This window comes from Pseudomonas sp. CMR5c (assembly GCF_003850545.1).
GTDB classification, from domain to species: Bacteria; Pseudomonadota; Gammaproteobacteria; order Pseudomonadales; family Pseudomonadaceae; genus Aquipseudomonas; species Aquipseudomonas piscis.
In genome coordinates this window covers 6,279,957-6,297,257 of the sequence record NZ_CP027705.1, presented here as the reverse complement: position 1 = coordinate 6,297,257, position 17,301 = coordinate 6,279,957, and the positions used below count along the sequence as shown (strand labels likewise).

15 protein-coding genes are annotated in these 17,301 nt (G+C 65.7%); 7 read left to right on the top strand and 8 right to left on the bottom strand.

The window, feature by feature from the left end; translation table 11 throughout:
* Positions 1–11: 11 nt before the first annotated feature.
* The 5 genes from C4K40_RS29095 to C4K40_RS29075 form a co-directional block, all read right to left on the bottom strand.
* Positions 12–1,172 (bottom strand): gamma-butyrobetaine dioxygenase, encoded by a 1,161-nt coding sequence (locus tag C4K40_RS29095; protein WP_053134045.1) that lies wholly within the window; start codon positions 1,170–1,172, stop codon positions 12–14.
* A gap of 25 nt (positions 1,173–1,197) precedes the next feature.
* Positions 1,198–1,674, bottom strand: a complete 477-nt coding sequence (locus C4K40_RS29090; protein WP_053134048.1) for a thioesterase family protein — start codon at positions 1,672–1,674, stop codon at positions 1,198–1,200.
* 83 nt (positions 1,675–1,757) lie between these two features.
* Complete coding sequence (locus C4K40_RS29085; protein ID WP_053134052.1) at positions 1,758–2,723, bottom strand: L-carnitine dehydrogenase; 966 nt, start codon at positions 2,721–2,723, stop codon at positions 1,758–1,760.
* A gap of 177 nt (positions 2,724–2,900) precedes the next feature.
* Positions 2,901–3,788, bottom strand: a complete 888-nt coding sequence (locus C4K40_RS29080; RefSeq protein ID WP_022641521.1) for a 3-keto-5-aminohexanoate cleavage protein — start codon at positions 3,786–3,788, stop codon at positions 2,901–2,903.
* 88 nt (positions 3,789–3,876) lie between these two features.
* Positions 3,877–4,821 carry a choline ABC transporter substrate-binding protein gene (locus C4K40_RS29075; RefSeq protein WP_053134055.1) on the bottom strand — a complete coding sequence of 315 codons (945 nt, stop codon included), beginning with the start codon at positions 4,819–4,821 and terminating at the stop codon, positions 3,877–3,879.
* A 193-nt stretch (positions 4,822–5,014) separates the two neighbouring features.
* On the opposite strand from C4K40_RS29075, the gene C4K40_RS29070 reads away from it, so the two are divergent.
* Positions 5,015–5,962, top strand: a complete 948-nt coding sequence (locus tag C4K40_RS29070; RefSeq protein WP_022641520.1) for a GlxA family transcriptional regulator — start codon at positions 5,015–5,017, stop codon at positions 5,960–5,962.
* 258 nt (positions 5,963–6,220) lie between these two features.
* On the opposite strand, the gene C4K40_RS29065 is transcribed toward C4K40_RS29070, so the two are convergent.
* From C4K40_RS29065 to C4K40_RS29055, 3 genes are all read right to left on the bottom strand, one after another.
* Complete coding sequence (locus C4K40_RS29065; RefSeq protein ID WP_022641519.1) at positions 6,221–6,637, bottom strand: DUF3010 family protein; 417 nt, start codon at positions 6,635–6,637, stop codon at positions 6,221–6,223.
* A 165-nt stretch (positions 6,638–6,802) separates the two neighbouring features.
* Entirely contained in the window at positions 6,803–7,720 is a 918-nt protein-coding gene (locus C4K40_RS29060; RefSeq protein ID WP_053134058.1) for a LysR family transcriptional regulator, read from the bottom strand.
* A gap of 143 nt (positions 7,721–7,863) precedes the next feature.
* Positions 7,864–8,268 (bottom strand): lysozyme inhibitor LprI family protein, encoded by a 405-nt coding sequence (locus C4K40_RS29055; protein WP_022641517.1) that lies wholly within the window; start codon positions 8,266–8,268, stop codon positions 7,864–7,866.
* Between the two features lie 342 nt (positions 8,269–8,610).
* Here C4K40_RS29055 and C4K40_RS29045 point away from each other — a divergent pair, with 342 nt between their 5' ends.
* From C4K40_RS29045 to C4K40_RS29020, 6 genes are all read left to right on the top strand, one after another.
* A complete protein-coding gene (locus tag C4K40_RS29045) occupies positions 8,611–9,588 on the top strand; it encodes a dipeptidase (RefSeq protein ID WP_022641516.1) in 978 nt (325 codons plus the stop codon).
* A 210-nt stretch (positions 9,589–9,798) separates the two neighbouring features.
* Positions 9,799–10,329 carry a DUF5943 domain-containing protein gene (locus C4K40_RS29040; protein ID WP_022641515.1) on the top strand — a complete coding sequence of 177 codons (531 nt, stop codon included), beginning with the start codon at positions 9,799–9,801 and terminating at the stop codon, positions 10,327–10,329.
* A 15-nt stretch (positions 10,330–10,344) separates the two neighbouring features.
* Positions 10,345–12,405, top strand: coding sequence for a dimethylglycine demethylation protein DgcA (gene dgcA, locus C4K40_RS29035; RefSeq protein WP_053134061.1), 2,061 nt, complete (start codon positions 10,345–10,347; stop codon positions 12,403–12,405).
* A gap of 203 nt (positions 12,406–12,608) precedes the next feature.
* Positions 12,609–14,582: a dimethylglycine demethylation protein DgcB gene (gene dgcB / locus C4K40_RS29030; protein WP_053134063.1), complete on the top strand. Its 1,974-nt coding sequence runs from the start codon at positions 12,609–12,611 to the stop codon at positions 14,580–14,582.
* Positions 14,582–15,805 carry an electron transfer flavoprotein subunit alpha/FixB family protein gene (locus C4K40_RS29025; protein ID WP_053134066.1) on the top strand — a complete coding sequence of 408 codons (1,224 nt, stop codon included), beginning with the start codon at positions 14,582–14,584 and terminating at the stop codon, positions 15,803–15,805. Before dgcB ends, C4K40_RS29025 begins: the two co-directional genes overlap by 1 nt.
* A 10-nt stretch (positions 15,806–15,815) precedes the next feature.
* Positions 15,816–16,586 carry an electron transfer flavoprotein subunit beta gene (locus C4K40_RS29020; RefSeq protein ID WP_022641512.1) on the top strand — a complete coding sequence of 257 codons (771 nt, stop codon included), beginning with the start codon at positions 15,816–15,818 and terminating at the stop codon, positions 16,584–16,586.
* The last annotated feature ends 715 nt before the right edge of the window (positions 16,587–17,301 follow it).

The window sequence follows — 17,301 nt, the reverse complement described above, 5'->3', positions numbered from 1 at the left end:
GCGTTGGCCGCTCAGCGTTGCAGCACCAGGATCCTGGACAGCAGTTCGTCACGGTCGATGTAGCAGCCCTGGAAGTGCCGAGCGCCACTGGCCGGGTCGAAAGCATTGCGCGCATGCAGGGTGCGTCGATTGTCGAAGCACCACAGCTGCCCCGGTTCCAGGCGCCGCACCAGGCGAAAGCGCGCCTGGCGGGTCAGGGCGATCAGGCTTCGATAGGCGTGGTACAGGCGGGGCATCTGTTCTGGCGCTGCATCGAAGGGGCCGCGCAGGAAGTTGGCCATGCGGATCTCCGCCACCTGGCCCAGGGCGTCCAGGGCGATGATCGGCGCCAGGCAGCGATAGTCGCTGTGGCGATCCTTGTTGCGAAATTCCACGGGGATTTCGCACAGGGTGCGAAACGCCTCGGGGTCTTCCCGGCGCAGGGCATCGGCGATGGCGAAACCGTCGACGAAGATGCTCTCGCCGCCCGCCGCGTCGTTCACCAGGCAGTGCAGGAACTGCAAGCCCGGTTGCAGCTCACGAGTGGGCAGGTCGCTGTGCAGCGGCAGGTTGAAGGCGGTGTAGGCATTGCTGTCGGCATCGGCCTTGGATTGCACGTTGAACAGCACGCCGAAGTTGCTTTCACGGATGAACGAGATCCGCCGGGCGATCGCTGCCAGCGCCCCGGGTTCGGTCGGTGCTCCCCGGACCTGGGTCAGGCCGATATCGCGCACCGCCAACAGCCATTGCAACAACGCCTGGGGATCGTCCATCACCGCCTGGTATTCGAAGACCGGCAGTTGCAGGCTGTTGTCCCATAACCGGCTGTGGGCCCTGGCCACGCGGCGCTCCTCCCGCGACTGCGGGTCATAGGCGTGGGCCCGCAACCAGCCTGGGTCGAAACGGCTCTGGTGGCCGTCCTGCCAGATCACTTGCAGGCAACCCTGGTGGTCGATTTGCGCGCTGGAGCACGCCAGGTCCTCGGGCACATCGAGGATCTCCAGCACCTGCTCGCGGGTCACCGGATAGACGCATTGGGGGCAGGAGCAGTTGTCCCGCAGCCAGGGGTGGTGGAAGGGGCTCCAGCGACCGTCGGCCCACTGCACCAGGACCTGGTCCGGCAAGGCCTGGACGGTGGCCAGCGGGCTGATCAACGGATAGCTGCGGTAGTCGGCAAAGGCGGCGGTGTGCACGGCGATCTCCTTTTCGGGTTGGGGGTTACTTCTGCGCGGGCAGGCCGATCACCCGGCCGATCCAGGCCGGAGGTGGCAGGTCCGCCTGTGCGGCTTGCAGGGCCGCAAGCCGTTGCCGCACGGCGTCGGTGAACGGCGCCGAATGCGGCCCGGCGAGGTCGACGTGGAGCAGCATCTGTTCGTTGCCGGCCAGCTCCCGGGCATCACCGACCTGGTGCAGGCTGTGGTACAGGTGCAGGCGCTTGTGGTCGTGGCCGATGATCTGGGTGCGTACTTGCACCTCGGTGTCGAGCTTCACCTCGTGCAGGTAATTCAGGTGCAGCTCCAGGGTGAACAGCGAGTGACCGCTGGCTTCGCGGTTGTCGCTGTCCAGCCCCAGGCAGTCCATCAGGGCATCGGTGGCGTAGCTGAAAATCAGCAGGTAGAAGGCGTCGCGCAAGTGGCCGTTGTAGTCGACCCAGTCGGCGCTGATGCGGGTGTTGTAGGTAGTCAGTGCAGGCATGGCAGGGGCTCGGGCAGGGGCAGTGGAATCCCGGGGCCGCTGCCGAAGGCTCCAAGGCGCCCGGCAGTGGCTTGCAGGAGGCGTTATTCGCTGAAACTCATGCCGTGCCTGGTCTTGGTGTCCTTCACCGCCTCCAGCACCGCCAGCAGGCAGTCGTCGCGATAGCGCTCCAGGGCGGCGATGCTGTGCGTGCCCAACTGCTCGGCAGTGCCTTCGACCACGTCGTCGATCAGCTTGTCGGTCAGCTCCGGGGCCGGCAGGTAGGTCCAGGGCAGTTGCAGCGCCGGGCCGAACTGGGCCATGAAGTGGCGCATGCCGGCATCCCCGCCCGCCAGGGTGTAGGTGAGAAAGGTGCCCATGAATGACCAGCGCAGGCCGGCGCCGAAGCGGATCGCATCGTCGATCTCGCCGGTGCTTGCCACCCCGTCGTTGACCAGGTGCAGGGCTTCGCGCCACAGGGCCTCGAGCAGGCGGTCGGCGATGAACCCCGGGACCTCCTTGCGCACGTGCAACGGGCGCATGCCCAGGGATTGGTAGACCTGGATCGCCGCTTGCACGGCCTCTGGCGCGGTGCGCTTGCCGCCCACCACCTCCACCAGCGGCAGCAGGTACACCGGGTTGAATGGGTGGCCCACCACGCAGCGTTCCGGGTGGGTCGAGCCTTCGTAGAATTCGCTGGGCAGCAGCCCCGAGGTGCTGGAACCGATCAGCGCATCGGGCTTGGCCGCCGCACTGATCTTGCTGTGCAGCTCCAGCTTGAGTTCCAGGCGTTCCGGGGCGCTTTCCTGGATGAAGTCCGCGTCACGCACGCATTCCTCGATGCTCGCCACGAAACGCAGGCGGTCCTGGGAGGCACCGGGCGCCAAGCCGTTCTTCTGCAGTGCGCCCCAGGCATTGGCCACCCGCTGGCGCAACGCTGCCTCGGCGCCTGGAGCCGGGTCCCAGGCCACTACGTCCAGGCCATGGGCCAGGGCGCGGGCTACCCAGCCGCTGCCGATCACGCCACTGCCCAGGGCAGCGAAGGTCTTGATGTCGGTGATAAAACGCATGGCAATGTCCTGATGGTCAAAAAATGGAGGTATCTGTAGCCGCTGCCGAGCCTGCGAGGCTGCGTCCGGCGACGTAGCCGTCGTGAAGGCGGACGGCGCGGTGCGCCAGGTAACCCATGGTTGCTGTCGTGGCGGCTGCGTTGCCGCCGTGCGCAGCCTTGTACAAGGCCGGTGTGGTTATCCGCGCTTATTCAGGCCCATCTTCCGGCGGCCCTCGGCCGGAGTCAGGACCCGTGCTCCCAGACGGCTGAGGATCTCGCTGGCGCGCTCCACCAACTGGCCGTTGGTCGCCAGCACGCCCTTGTCCAGCCACAGGTTGTCTTCCAGGCCGACTCGCACGTTGCCGCCGAGCAACACAGCCTGGGCGGCCATCGGCATCTGCATGCGGCCGATGCCGAAGCCGGCCCAGACCACGTCCGGCGGCAGGTTGTCGACCATGGCCTTCATGGTGGTGGTATCGGCCGGGGCGCCCCAGGGAATGCCCAGGCACAGCTGGAACAGCGGGTCGTCCAGCAGGCCTTCCTTGATCATCTGCTTGGCGAACCACAGGTGGCCGGTATCGAAGATCTCCAGCTCGGCCTTCACCCCCAGTTCCTGGATGCGCCGGGCCCCGGCCCGCAGCTGGGCCGGGGTCGAGACGTAGATGGTGTCGCCGTCGCCGAAATTCAGGGTGCCGCAGTCCAGGGTGCAGATCTCCGGCAGCAGCGCCTCGACGTGGGCCAGGCGTGCCAACGGGCCGACCAGGTCGGTATTGGGGCCGAACTCGGTGGGGCGTTCCCCCGGGCCGATTTCCAGGTCGCCGCCCATGCCGGCGGTGAGGTTGACGATGATGTCGATGTCGGCCTCGCGGATGCGCTCCATGACTTCGCGGTACAGCGCCACATCGCGGCTGAACTTGCCGGTCTGCGGATCGCGGACGTGGCAGTGGACCACGGTGGCCCCGGCCTTGGCGGCTTCTACCGCGGCGGCGGCGATCTGCTTGGGGGTGATGGGTACATGGGGACTCTTGGCGGTGGTATCGCCGGCCCCGGTGAGTGCGCAAGTGATGATGACGTCGTGGTTCATGGTGCAATTCCTTACAGGCGTGTTTGCTGGGGGCGTGGCGCTGCCGTACGCGGCCCTGGCGGGCGGCGCGACGGCACAGGTCTTCAGGTCATTGGCGGGTCAGTTGCAGGTGCTCGATGGCCGGCTTGCCGTCGAAGGTGGTCACCCCGTCGAGCCAGCGCTGCTGGTCTTGCGGGTGATCCTTGAGCCACTGCCTGGCGGACTCCAGGGCGTCCTTGTGGTCCAGCAGCGGCTGCATCATGCGGCTCTCGTCCTCGGCGCTGAAGGTCAGGTTGGCCAGCAGCCGGCTGACATTGGGGCACTGCTGGGCGTAGCTGGGGGCCGTGACCGTCCAGACCGTGGCCCGGCCTTCATCGGGCCCCAGGGCGTTGTCGCTGCCGGAGAGGTAGGTCATCTGCACGTTGACGTTCATCGGGTGCGGCGCCCAACCGAAGAACACCACCGCCTCCTTGCGCCGTACCGCGCGGTCCACCGCGGCGAGCATGCCGGCCTCGCTGGACTCCACCAGCTGGAACTTGCCGAGGCCGAACTGGTTCTTGGCGATCATCGCCTTGATCTGGGTATTGGCACCGGAACCGGGCTCGATGCCGTAGATCTTGCCGCCCAGTTCCTTCTCGAAGCGGACGATGTCGGCGAAGCTCTTCAGGCCTTTGTCCGCCAGGTAAGTGGGGACGGCGAGGGTGGCGCGGGCGTCTTTCAGGCTGGGCTGGTCGAGGACCTTGACCTGGCCGGCCTCGACGAACGGGGTGATGGTCTGGGTCATCAGCGGGTTCCAGTAGCCCAGGAACAGGTCCAGGCGCTGGTCGCGGATGCCGGCGAAGATGATCTGCTGCGAGGCGCTGGTCTGCTTGGTCTTGTAGCCGAGGCCGTCGAGCAGGACCTGGGCCATGGCGCTGGTGGCGATCACGTCGGTCCAGTTGACCACGCCCAGGCGCACGTTCTGGCAACTGGCGGCATCGGCGGCCATGGTTCCGGAGCTGAACAGGAGGGTACCGCTAAGAGCCAGGACGCAACGGCTGATCAGTCGTTTCATGAGGGTTTCCTCGGCAGGTCGTTATTGTGGGCCCGGCGTCTTCGTGCGCCGGTGATGCCACGTTACGCAGCTGGCGGGTTGCGAAAACGCACAGCGGCGACCGGCTCTTGCACTGCAGCGACCTCGCGTCTTGAAGCCACCCGGGAAACGGCGTATCACAATGGCCACGCCGCCCGTCCTCCGAGTGCGTCCCATGTCCCAGGATTTCTACTTCTTGCTGTTGCCGGGGTTCTCGGCCATCGGCTTCATCTCGGCCATCGAGCCTTTGCGGGTGGCCAACCGCTTTCGCGGCGGGCTGTATCGCTGGCATGTGTTGAGTGTGGATGGCGGGGCGGTGCTGGCCAGCAACGGCATGTCGGTCAACGCCGATGCCGCGCTGGAGCCGTTGAAGAAGGGCGCTACCTTGCTGGTGGTGGCCGGGTTCGAGCCGCTGCGGTCCTTCGGCGCGGCCCTGGAGCACTGGCTGCGGCGCCTGGATGGGGAAGGGGTGACCCTGGGCGGGATCGACACCGGTAGCGTGGTGCTGGCCGAGGCCGGGCTGCTGGAAGGGCACCGGGTGGCCCTGCACTGGGAAGCGATCGACGCCTTCAAGGAGTCTTATCCACAGCTGAGCGTCACCCAGGAACTGTTCGAGATCGACCGCCGGCGCATCAGCTCGGCTGGCGGCACGGCGTCCATCGACATGATGCTCGACCTGATCGGCCAGGCCCACGGCCCGCAGCTGGCGATCCAGGTCAGCGAGCAGTTCGTGCTGGGGCGCATCCGTCCGCGCAAGGACCACCAGCGCATGGAGGTCGCCAGCCGCTACGGCATCAACAACAAGAAACTGGTGCAGGTGATCGGCGAGATGGAGCAGCACAGCGAGCCGCCCCTGAGCACCCTGGCCCTGGCCGAGTCGGTGAAAATCACCCGGCGCCAGTTGGAGCGCCTGTTCCGCCTGCACCTCAACGACACGCCGAGCAATTTCTACCTCGGGCTGCGCCTGGACAAGGCCCGCCAGTTATTGCGCCAGAGCGACCTGAGCGTGCTGGAAGTGAGCATCGCCTGCGGTTTCGAATCGCCGTCCTACTTCACCCGCAGCTACCGCGCGCGGTTCACTCGTTGCCCCCGGGAGGACCGACAACACAGCCAGAAGGCCTGAGAGCCTGTCCACGATCTGCTGCGCTTAGCCCATGGGGTGTTAAAAAAGGCTTTGAAATGCTCAATCAGGACCCTGAATTGCGCTTTCTCAGGCATTTTTGCCTGGCCTGAACGTCGCTCGCTAGACCGTGAGCAGGCTCTGAGCTGCCCTATTGGTGGGCGCGAAGCGGGCGCGTGATGCAGGCAACCCATAGGGTCAGGCCGTACGCCATCGCGGGCCAGTCGGATCGCCGCCCGCTCGCTCCTACAGATACGCGGACTACTTCTTCAGCAGCGCCGCGCAGGCCGCCTTGTAGGCCTCGTGCTGGTACTTGTTGAGGCTCGCCGGCAGCTCGTAGCCGTGCTTTTTGTGCTGGGCGGTGAGGGTCTGGGGCGACAGCAGGGTCACCTCGCAATTCTCCAGCAACTGGAACACGCCCTCGATCTTGAAGGTGGTGGGGCCACCGGCGAACTCGCCTTTCTTGCTGCGCTTCTTGATGGCGATCCGGGTGATGCCCTGCTCGCGGACAAAATCCCGCACCTGGGCGGCGAAGGTGCGCACGTTGGCCGCTTCATCGTCGTCTTCCAGGGCGATCTTCTTCACGGCGATGGCCTGGTGTTCAAGCGTGCCGCCTTGCAGGGAGGCGAGGGCGAAGATGGCTTCGCTGCCCTTGATCTCGATACCGCAAATGCTCATGGGGAATCCTTGTGAAAGTCGTTGGCTGGCGCGCAGCTTACAGCTCCAGCTGGTCGGCGCGAATGCCGAATGCCGAATGCCGAATGCCGAATGCCGAATGCCGCGGCGCGGCCGAGACTTGTATTTCCTCCACGACAGAAGCTTGTCCCTTTGTTGCCCCTCTCTCTAGCGGGCGGGTGGCGGTCCGCGACGGTCCACTTCGTACACCCGGCTGTGCAGCAGGCGCTCCTTGAGCCAGGTACCGGCCTGGCCCAGGGGGCTTTGGCGTGCCCAGAGCAGATCGACGCCTACCTGCCAGTCGCCATGGAGCGGGTCGGCCAGGTGCAGTTCCACCAGTTCGCCCCTGGCCAGCTCGCGCTGGACCAGTTGCCGGGGCAGGGCGGCCCAGCCGAGCCCGGCACGCAGCATGTCCAGCAGTGCGTGTTGGTCTTGTACCTGCCACAGCTGGAGGCAACGCAGGTACTCGCTGCTGGGGGGCTGCTGGCTGGGCAGGCTGGAGGCGCACAGGCGCCGGTGCTGCTGCAAGTCGTCGGCGCTCAGAGGGTTGCGCTGCGCCAGGGGATGATCCGGGCGGCAGGCATGCACCAGGTGCAAGCGGCCCACTTGCTGGAACTCCAGCGCCTGGGGATAACCAGGCGCTGAGGGGGCCAGGCCGAGTGCTGCCTCACCCCGGGCTACCAGTTCACTGGCACTGCTGGAGTGAGGCTGGCGCAGCAGCAGGTCAACCTGGGGGAAAGCCTGCTCGAACTCGCGCAGCAGCGGCAGCAGTGGGCCGCAAGGGGCCTGGATCGCCAGCGTCAGTTGCGGCTCCGGCTCCTGGGACAAGCCATCGGCGCTGGCTTGCAGGTCCTGGCAGCGTTCCAGCACCGCCTCGGCCTGCAGCAGGATTTTCCGACCAGTGGCGGTCAACGCCGGGCTGCGAGTGCTGCGGTCGAACAGCTCCACCCTCAGGTCGTCCTCCAGGTTGGCGATGGCCAGGCTGACGGTGGACTGGGTCTTGCCCAGCTGGCGCGCGGCGGCCGAGAACGAGCCGGTGCGGGCGGCCTGGACGAACATCCGCAGCTGATCCAGTGAAAAATCCATGGTGTCCCCCAATCCCTGGGCAAGAGCCCCTGGCCCTGCGTTGAACAGGCTGGCAGTCCAGGTTTTACAGGGTATTCAAGCACAGCCTTGCGGCTCGCGAAGGGGCGGGGACGCTGGCGCGTCCCCGGATCGGCGCCAGGGGATCACTCCTGGGCGATGGACTCGATGAACTCCGAACGCTCGTCGCTCATGCGCGCCAGGCAATCGTTGCTGGCGATGTTGTAGGCCTTGCTGCCGGGCTTGGCCGGGAAGGATTCCACGGCGCAGTCGGCGTCGCGCTGCTTCTGCCACAGCTGCTGGGCGTTCTTGACCTTGGCGGTGATGTCGCCCAACTGGGCCTTGTCGTTGCCATACAAAGTGCCCAGGCGTTCCAGCAGGCTCTGCACGTTGTCATTGAGCAGTTGCTCGGCGGTGGTCCTGTTATAGGTCGCGCACTCCAGGGTCTGCACGTCGTTTTCCACGCCGTCGCAGGGCGAGCCGTCGGCCTCTTCGGCAGCCTGGGCGCCGCTCGCCAGCAGTATCAGGGCCAGGAAGATCGGTTTCTTCATTGCAGCGCTGCCTCTAATCCGGTGAAGCCTTGGTTGAAGCGGCGAATTCTGGCCCAAGGTTCGAGCAAAGAACAGAGCCTGCCCCGGGCCGCGTGAAAACTCCCGCCCAGGCCCAGCAGGCAATGCCCATCCAGGCCCCTGGGCTGTGCTTTCGCGCCTGTTCGTGTCTGCTCTGGCGCGGTTTTCGCGGAGCCTGGCATGGCGCTTCGTCGGCGCTTGACGCTTTCGGCAAACCCCCTGTCGTTTTTGCACCGGGGCGCCCTGGTCCTCAGGCATATGCTGGCCCCAAAGCGCCGGCAGACGATTCGGCGCAGGAATCGCCAGATAAAAGGGGACAGCCTGATGAGCCCAGCCGAACTGCACGCCGACAGCATCGTTATCGACGGATTGATCATCGCCAAATGGAACCGCGAACTGTTCGAGGACATGCGCAAGGGCGGCCTGACCGCAGCCAACTGCACGGTGTCGGTCTGGGAGGGCTTCAAGGCCACCGTCGACCAGATCGCCGCCAGCCAGAAGCTGATCCGCGACAACAGCGACCTGGTGATGCCGGTGCGCACCACCGCCGACATCCGCAAGGCCAAGGAACTGGGCAAGACCGGCATCCTCTTCGGCTTCCAGAACGCCCACGCCTTCGAGGACCAGATCGCCTACGTGGACGTGTTCAAGCAGTTGGGCGTGGGCATCGTGCAGATGTGCTACAACACCCAGAACCTGGTGGGCACCGGCTGCTACGAGCGCGACGGCGGGCTGTCGGGTTTCGGCCGCGAGATCGTCGCCGAGATGAACCGCGTCGGCATCATGTGCGACCTGTCCCACGTCGGCTCCAAGACCAGCGAGGAAGTCATCCTCGAATCGAAGAAGCCGGTCTGCTACTCCCATTGCCTGCCTTCGGGCCTGAAAGAACACCCGCGCAACAAGTCCGATGCCGAACTGAAGTTCATCGCCGACCACGGCGGCTTCGTCGGCGTGACCATGTTCGCGCCATTCCTGGCCAAGGGCATCGACTCGACCATCGACGACTATGCCGAGGCCATCGAGTACACCATGAACATCGTCGGTGAAGACGCCATCGGCATCGGCACCGACTTCACCCAGGGCCACGGCCAGGACTTCTTCGAGTACCTGACCCACGACAAGGGCTACGCCCGGCGCCTGACCAACTTCGGCAAGATCATCAACCCGCTGGGCATCCGTACCGTGGGCGAATTCCCCAACCTCACCCAGACCCTGCTCAAGCGCGGCCACTCCGAGCGCGTGGTGCGCAAGATCATGGGCGAGAACTGGGTGAATGTACTCAAGGACGTCTGGGGCGAGTGATGAACACCCTCGGAGCTTGCTGCGCCCACCGATAGCAGCGTCGCGTCCTCGCGACAGGCTCGCCGTACATGCGTACTGCCCTCGCCTGTCGCTGCGGGACTCCTTGCTCTCGGTGTGCTCACGACGGCTCCAGCGGTATTCACGCGAATTTTTTCCATGCAAAGCCAAGGCTTTGCCAAGCCAAGAATGAATTTCTGGAGTCAAGTTTCCATGGCCAAGATCGCCCCGCAACTGCCCATCGAAGTCGACAGCGAGACCGGCGTCTGGACGTCCGATGCCCTGCCGATGCTGTACGTGCCGCGGCATTTCTTCGTCAACAACCACATGGGCATCGAGGAAGTGCTGGGTGCCGACGCCTATGCCGAGATCCTCTACAAGGCCGGCTACAAGTCCGCCTGGCACTGGTGCGAGAAAGAAGCCCAATGCCATGGCCTGGAAGGCGTGGCGGTGTTCGAGCACTACATGAAGCGTCTCTCCCAGCGCGGCTGGGGCCTGTTCAAGATCCAGGACATCGACCTCGACCAGGGTACCGCCAGCGTCAAGCTCGAGCACTCGGCCTTCGTCTACGTCTACGGCAAGTGCGGGCGCAAGGTGGACTACATGTTCACCGGCTGGTTCGCCGGCGCCATGGACCAGATCCTGGCGGCCCGTGGCAGCAAGATCCGCACCGTGGCAGAGCAAGTCTACGGTGGTTCCGAAGAAGGGCACGACGACGGCCTGTTCGTCGTCAAAGCGTTGTAAGCGGAGTTCAAGACAATGGCTTTCGAAGCGATGTTCCAGCCGATCCAGATCGGCAAACTGACCATCCGCAACCGCGTGCTCAGTACCGCCCACGCCGAGGTCTACGCCACCGACGGCGGCATGACCACCGAGCGCTACGTGAAGTACTACGAGGAAAAGGCCAAGGGCGGCATCGGCCTGGCGATCTGCGGTGGCTCCTCGGTGGTGGCCATCGACAGCCCCCAGGAATGGTGGAGCTCGGTGAACCTGTCCACCGACCGCATCATCCCGCACTTCCAGAACCTCTCCGACGCCATGCACAAGCACGGCGCCAAGATCATGATCCAGATTACCCACATGGGCCGGCGCTCGCGCTGGGACGGCTTCAACTGGCCGACCCTGATGTCGCCGTCCGGGGTCCGTGAGCCGGTGCACCGCGCCACCTGCAAGACCATCGAGGTGGAAGAAATCTGGCGGGTGATCGGCAACTACGCCCAAGCCGCCCGTCGCGCCAAGGAAGGTGGCCTGGACGGCGTGGAGCTGTCGGCGGTGCACCAGCACATGATCGACCAGTTCTGGAGCCCGCGGGTCAACAAGCGGACCGACGAATGGGGCGGCACCTTCGAGAAGCGCATGCGCTTCGGCCTGGAGGTGCTCAAGGCGGTGCGCGCCGAGGTCGGCGACGATTTCTGCGTCGGCATGCGCATCTGCGGCGACGAATTCCACCCCGACGGCCTGTCCCACGAGGACATGAAGCAGATCGCCAAGTACTACGACGACACCGGCATGCTCGACTTCCTCGGCGTGGTCGGTTCCGGTTGCGACACCCACAACACCCTGGCCAACGTCATCCCCAACATGAGCTTCCCGCCGGAGCCGTTCCTGCACCTGGCGGCGGGCATCAAGGAAGTGGTCAAGGTCCCGGTGCTGCACGCGCAGAACATCAAGGACCCGAACCAGGCCACGCGCATCCTCGAGGGCGGCTACGTCGACATGGTCGGCATGACCCGCGCACACATGGCCGACCCGCACCTGATCGCCAAGATCAAGATGGGCCAGATCGACCAGATCAAGCAGTGCGTGGGTGCCAACTACTGCATCGACCGCCAGTACCAGGGCCTGGACGTGCTGTGCATCCAGAACGCCGCCACTTCCCGTGAATACATGGGCGTGCCGCACATCATCGAGAAGACCACCGGCGCCAAGCGCAAGGTGGTGGTGGTCGGCGCCGGCCCTGCGGGCATGGAAGCGGCCCGGGTGGCGGCCGAGCGTGGCCACGACGTGACCCTGTTCGAGAAGAAAGAGGCGATCGGCGGACAGATCACCACCGCCTCCAAGGCTCCGCAGCGCGACCAGATCGCCGGCATCACCCGCTGGTACCAACTGGAGCTGGCGCGGCTGAAGGTCGACCTGCGCCTGGGCACCGCGGCGGACGCGGCGACCATCCTCGACCTGCGCCCCGACGTGGTGGTGCTGGCGGTGGGTGGCCATCCGTTCATCGAGCAGAACGAACACTGGGGCGCCGCCGCAGGGCTGGTGGTCAGCAGCTGGGACATCCTCGATGGCCGGGTCGCCCCGGGCAAGAACGTGCTGGTGTACGACACCATCTGCGAATTCACCGGGATGTCGGTCGCCGACTACCTGGCCGACAAGGGCTCGCAGGTGGAGATCGTCACCGATGACATCAAGCCCGGCATCGCCATCGGCGGCACCTCGTTCCCCACCTACTACCGCAGCCTGTACCCCAAGGAAGTGATCATGACCGGGGACCTGACCCTGGAGAAGGTCTACCGCGAGGGCGACAAGCTGGTGGCGGTACTGGAGAACGAATACACCGGCGCCCGCGAGGAGCGGGTGGTGGACCAGGTGGTGGTGGAGAACGGCGTGCGCCCCGACGAGGCGCTGTACTACGGGCTCAAGGACGGCTCGCGCAACAAGGGCCAGATCGACGTCGAGGCGCTGTTCGCGATCAAGCCGCAGCCTTGCCTGGGCGAAGCGGGCGACGGCTACCTGCTGTTCCGCATCGGCGATTGCGTGTCCCAGCGCAACACCCATGCCGCGATCTACGACGCCCTGCGCCTGTGCAAGGACTTTTGACGGCAGCGACAAGTTTCAAGCTGCAAGCGGCAAGTTGAAGCAGGTGTTCGGCAGTGCTTTTGCTTGTCGCTTGCCCCTGGCGTTCTGTAAGGACTTTTAGCCGCCGTTGCAGGTTTTGAGCGGCCAGCCAGAGCGAATGCTCAGCCTTGTGTTTTCTTGCCGCTTGAAGCTAGCCGCTTGCAGCTGACCTTAAGGTGACTGTGATGTTGAATACCCTTCTTCCCATCCTGCTGTTCGCTGCCCTGGGCCTGGCGGTCCTCGGCGCGTTGCGGCGCGCGGCCATGTGGCGCCGGGGGCGAGCCTCCAAGGTCGACCTGGTCGGCGGCCTGCTGGCCATGCCCCGGCGCTACATGGTGGACCTGCACCATGTGGTGGCCCGCGACAAGTACATCGCCAACACCCACGTGGCCACCGCCGGTGGCGCGGTGGCTTCCATCGTCCTGGCGCTGCTGGTGCACGGCTTCGGCCTGCACAACCGCGTGCTGGCCTATGCCTTGCTGCTGATGTCGGCGCTGATGTTCGTGGGGGCGATCTTCGTCTACCGGCGCCGGCGCAACCCGCCGTCGCGCTTGTCCAAGGGCCCGTGGATGCGCCTGCCCAAGAGCCTGCTGGCGTTTTCCGCGAGCTTCTTCCTGGTGACCCTGCCGGTGGCCGGGATCCTCCCGGAGCAGTTCGGTGGCTGGCTGCTGGCGGCGATCCTCGCGCTGGGCGTGCTTTGGGGCGTGTCGGAGCTGTTCCTCGGCATGACCTGGGGCGGGCCGATGAAACACGCCTTCGCCGGTGCCCTGCACCTGGCCTGGCACCGGCGTGCCGAACGCTTCGGCGGCGGTCGCTCCACCGGCCTCAAGCCGCTGGACCTGGAAGACCCCAGCGCGCCCCTGGGCGTGGAGAAACCCGTGGACTTCACCTGGAACCAGCTGCTGGGCTTCGATGCCTGCGTGCAGTGCGGCAAGTGCGAGGCGGCTTGCCCGGCCTTCGCCGCCGGCCAGCCGCTGAACCCCAAGAAGCTGATCCAGGACATGGTCGTCGGCCTGGCCGGTGGCAGCGATGCCCACTTCGCCGGCAGCCCCTATCCGTCCCTCGACGGTCGCGGCCAGCCGCTGGGCGAACACCACGGTGGCCCGCACCTGCCGATCGTCGCGCTGCAGGGCAAGGCCCTGGTGGATGCCGAGACTCTGTGGTCGTGCACCACCTGCCGGGCCTGCGTCGAGGAATGCCCGATGATGATCGAGCACGTCGATGCCATCGTCGACATGCGCCGCCACCTGACCCTGGAAAAAGGCGCCACGCCGAACAAGGGCGCCGAGGTGCTGGAGAACCTGATCGCCACCGACAACCCGGGCGGTTTCAACCCCGGGGGGCGGATGAACTGGGCGGCCGACCTCAACCTCAAGCTGCTGCCTGAAGTGAAGAGCACCGAGGTGCTGTTCTGGGTCGGCGACGGCGCCTTCGACATGCGCAACCAGCGTACCCTGCGGGCCTTCGTCAAGGTGCTGAAGGCCGCGGGCGTGGATTTCGCCGTGCTGGGCCTGGAAGAACGCGACAGTGGCGACGTGGCCCGGCGCCTGGGCGACGAGGCGACCTTCCAGCAACTGGCTCGGCGCAATATCCAGACCCTGGCCAAGTACCAGTTCCAGCGCATCGTCACCTGCGATCCCCACAGCTTCCATGTGCTGAAAAACGAATACGGCGCCCTGGGCGGTGACTACCAGGTACAGCACCACAGCACCTACATCGCCGAGCTGATCGCCGCCGGCCAACTCGATCTTGGCCGGCACAAGGGTGGCAGCGTGACCTATCACGACCCCTGCTACCTGGGCCGCTACAACGGTGAGTACGAAGCCCCGCGCCAGGTGCTGCGCGCCCTGGGGATCGAGGTCAAGGAAATGCAGCGCGCAGGTTTCCGCTCCCGCTGCTGTGGCGGTGGCGGTGGCGCGCCGATCACCGACATTCCCGGCAAGCAGCGGATTCCCGACATGCGCATGGAAGACATCCGCGAGACCGGCGCCGAGCTGGTGGCGGTGGGTTGTCCGCAATGCACGGCAATGCTCGAAGGGGTGGTGGAGCCCCGGCCGATGATCAAGGACATCGCCGAACTGGTGGCCGAGGCCCTGCTGGAAAGCGCGACCCCGAGCAAGGCGCCAGTGGTGAAAGCCGAACCTGCGGAGGTGCACTGATGAGCGAGATTATCCGCCGCGATCCCCGCGCCGAATGGATCGCCCGCAACCGCCTGCACCCGCTGCATGCGGCCATGCAACCGGCGCAGCACAGCTGGATGGGGCCCAATGGCCTGGTGCGCAAGAACCCCCACGACATGGGTTTTGTCGGCCCCAACGGGCTCAAGCGCATCGATCGCAGCGGCGCCCAGCAAGGTGGCAGCAGCCACAAGCGCACGGCGGCGGTCGAGGTGCAATTGCCGCTGCACCAGCTGGCGCAGCCAGCGTTCTACATCAACGTGGTGCCGGACATGGTCGGCGGCCGCCTGAGCAGCCACGACCGCGACTTGCTGGGCCTGGCCCGGCAACTGGCTGGCCAGGACGGCGCGGTGCTGGCGGTGGTGTTCGGCGAGCACAAGGAGTCGAATTTCGCCACGGCCGGGGTCGACCGCCTGCTGGTGCTGCCGGGTAGCGAGTTCGACGGTTATGCACCGGAGCAACGGGTCCAGGGCCTGCGCGCTGTGGATAACCAGTTCAACCCGCGCCATTGGCTGCTGCCCGACAGCCGCAGTGGCGGTGGCGAATTGGGCCGGCGTTTTGCCGCGGCCCTGGGCGAACGCCCGGCGACCCGGGTCTGGCAGGTCAAGGAAGGGCAATGCATCGGCCGCGCCGGTGCGGGCCTGGAGGATCTGGCACGACCTCTACCACGGCTGATACTGGCGGCGGCCGAATGTGCCGAGCCGGTCAGCGAAACCCGTCACGAAGCCTTGCCGGTGGAGTTATCCACAAGCGTGGCCCGCAGCCTGGCACGAATCGAGGATCTGGGCGCAGTGGCGGTGGACCCGGCGGCGATTCCCATGGCCGAGGCCGAATTCATCCTGTCCGGGGGCAACGGGGTCAAGGACTGGGCACTGTTCCATCGCGCGGCCCAGGCCCTGGGGGCCACCGAGGGCGCCTCGCGGGTGGCGGTGGACGACGGCTTCATGCCCCGCGACCGCCAGGTGGGGGCCACCGGTACCTGGGTGACCGCGCGGGTCTACGTGGCGGTGGGGATCTCCGGGGCGATCCAGCACCTGCAGGGCATCGGCGCTTGCGACAAGGTGGTGGCGATCAACATGGACCCGGGCTGCGACATGATCAAGCGCGCCGACCTGGCGGTGATCGGCGACAGCGCCGCGATCCTCGAGGCGCTGATCGCCGCCGTCGAAGCCTACCGCAGCGCCGCCAAGCGCGATGCGGCTTGAGGGAACCCTTATGAACAGCAACGTGATCAGCCTGGTCTCCATCGGCGCGCATCCGACCTCCGGTCGGCCACGGCGTGCCGAACAGGATGCCCGGGCCGTGGAACTGGGCCTGCAACTGGCCGGTGGACAACTGCAGGTGCTGCACGCCGGCGACGCCGCCGAGCCGGCCTTGCGCGCCTACCTGGGCATGGGCCTGGAGCAATTGCATGTATTGGAGCAGCCGGCCGGCGCCGATGCCTTGCCAGCCTTGGCCCAGTACCTGCGCCATGCCGGGGCCCAGGTGGTGTTGACCGGCAGCCAGGCGGAAACCGGTGAAGGCTCGGGCATGCTGCCGTTCCTGCTGGCCGAGAACCTGGGCTGGCCGCTGGTGGTGGGGCTGGCCGAGGTGGAATCCCTGGAAGATGGCGTGGCTCATGTACTGCAAGCCTTGCCCCGGGGCCAGCGGCGCCGGCTCAAGGTGCGCCTGCCGTTCCTCGCCACTGTGGATAACGCCGCGCCCAAGCCTCGCCAGAGTGCCTATGGCCCGGCACGGCGCGGGATGTTGCGCGCCGACCAGGTCATGGTGGTGGAGGACGAGTTGTTCACCGGCGCCAGCCTGCAGCCGGCCAGGCCAAGGCCCAAGCGCTTGAAGGTGATCAAGGCCAAGAGCGGCGCCGACCGCATGAAGGCCGCCACGGCCAAGGCCAGCGGCGGTACCGGCCAGGTACTCAAGGACGTCAGCGCGCAAGCCGGGGCCGAGGCCATCTTCAAGTTGTTGCTGGAGGAAGGGGTGCTCCGCTAGGGCTGCACCGGTTGTACTAGCGCTATTGCGAGCAATCGAGCGTCGACCGGCTGCTCCTGCGGGGGCCTGGCTTGCAGTCCAGTTTGCACGGTTACTCACAATCCCTGTGCGCGGCTCTGTGGATAAGATGTTCGCGCCTTGCTCCAGCCCATGCAGAACAAGCCCCGCAGCCATCTGTACGAAATTTGATCAGGCTAACTTGTGGTTTTTCCTGGCTTTTTTCCGCGGTGTCGGACTCATCAGGGGACAGTTGTGCACAGCAGTTGCCCCCAAAGTCTGTTGGCGCTTTTGTGGATAAGATGTTCGCTCAGGGCTGTAGCCCTTGCAGGACAAGGCTTGGCGCGAACTGATCAAAAAACACCCAAATCGTGATCCTGGCCCTGTCCTGGCGCTTGCAAGGCGGAATTTTCCTGGCCTGGAGGGCTTTTCCACAGAAATCGCGGGCAGCGGCTGTAGTTGCCCCCAAAGTCTGTTGGCCGATCTGTGGATAAGGTGTTCGCCTCGCGCTGTAGGCCATGTACAGCAAGGCTTACAGGGTTTTGTTCAAAAAATGATCAATAGCGTGTCAAACGCTTGTTTTTGCCTAACCCATGGATTTTCCTGGGAATCCCCAAGGAAATATCCCCATCCCCGGTGCACTTGCCCACAATTGCTGTGGGCCAAGGTGTGGATAAGTTGTTCGCCAACCGCTACGGGCCTTGTAATTCATAGCGTG

Coding starts and splice junctions, on each gene's coding strand:
- C4K40_RS29070 (WP_022641520.1), top strand. CDS start 5,015: ATGTCCCAGGATTTCTACTTCTTGCTGTTGCCGGGGTTCTCGGCCATC.
- dgcA (WP_053134061.1), top strand. CDS start 10,345: ATGGCTTTCGAAGCGATGTTCCAGCCGATCCAGATCGGCAAACTGACC.
- C4K40_RS29040 (WP_022641515.1), top strand. CDS start 9,799: ATGGCCAAGATCGCCCCGCAACTGCCCATCGAAGTCGACAGCGAGACC.
- C4K40_RS29060 (WP_053134058.1), bottom strand. CDS start 7,720: ATGGATTTTTCACTGGATCAGCTGCGGATGTTCGTCCAGGCCGCCCGC.
- dgcB (WP_053134063.1), top strand. CDS start 12,609: ATGTTGAATACCCTTCTTCCCATCCTGCTGTTCGCTGCCCTGGGCCTG.
- C4K40_RS29075 (WP_053134055.1), bottom strand. CDS start 4,821: ATGAAACGACTGATCAGCCGTTGCGTCCTGGCTCTTAGCGGTACCCTC.
- C4K40_RS29020 (WP_022641512.1), top strand. CDS start 15,816: ATGAACAGCAACGTGATCAGCCTGGTCTCCATCGGCGCGCATCCGACC.
- C4K40_RS29085 (WP_053134052.1), bottom strand. CDS start 2,723: ATGCGTTTTATCACCGACATCAAGACCTTCGCTGCCCTGGGCAGTGGC.
- C4K40_RS29090 (WP_053134048.1), bottom strand. CDS start 1,674: ATGCCTGCACTGACTACCTACAACACCCGCATCAGCGCCGACTGGGTC.
- C4K40_RS29080 (WP_022641521.1), bottom strand. CDS start 3,788: ATGAACCACGACGTCATCATCACTTGCGCACTCACCGGGGCCGGCGAT.
- C4K40_RS29065 (WP_022641519.1), bottom strand. CDS start 6,637: ATGAGCATTTGCGGTATCGAGATCAAGGGCAGCGAAGCCATCTTCGCC.
- C4K40_RS29045 (WP_022641516.1), top strand. CDS start 8,611: ATGAGCCCAGCCGAACTGCACGCCGACAGCATCGTTATCGACGGATTG.
- C4K40_RS29025 (WP_053134066.1), top strand. CDS start 14,582: ATGAGCGAGATTATCCGCCGCGATCCCCGCGCCGAATGGATCGCCCGC.
- C4K40_RS29055 (WP_022641517.1), bottom strand. CDS start 8,268: ATGAAGAAACCGATCTTCCTGGCCCTGATACTGCTGGCGAGCGGCGCC.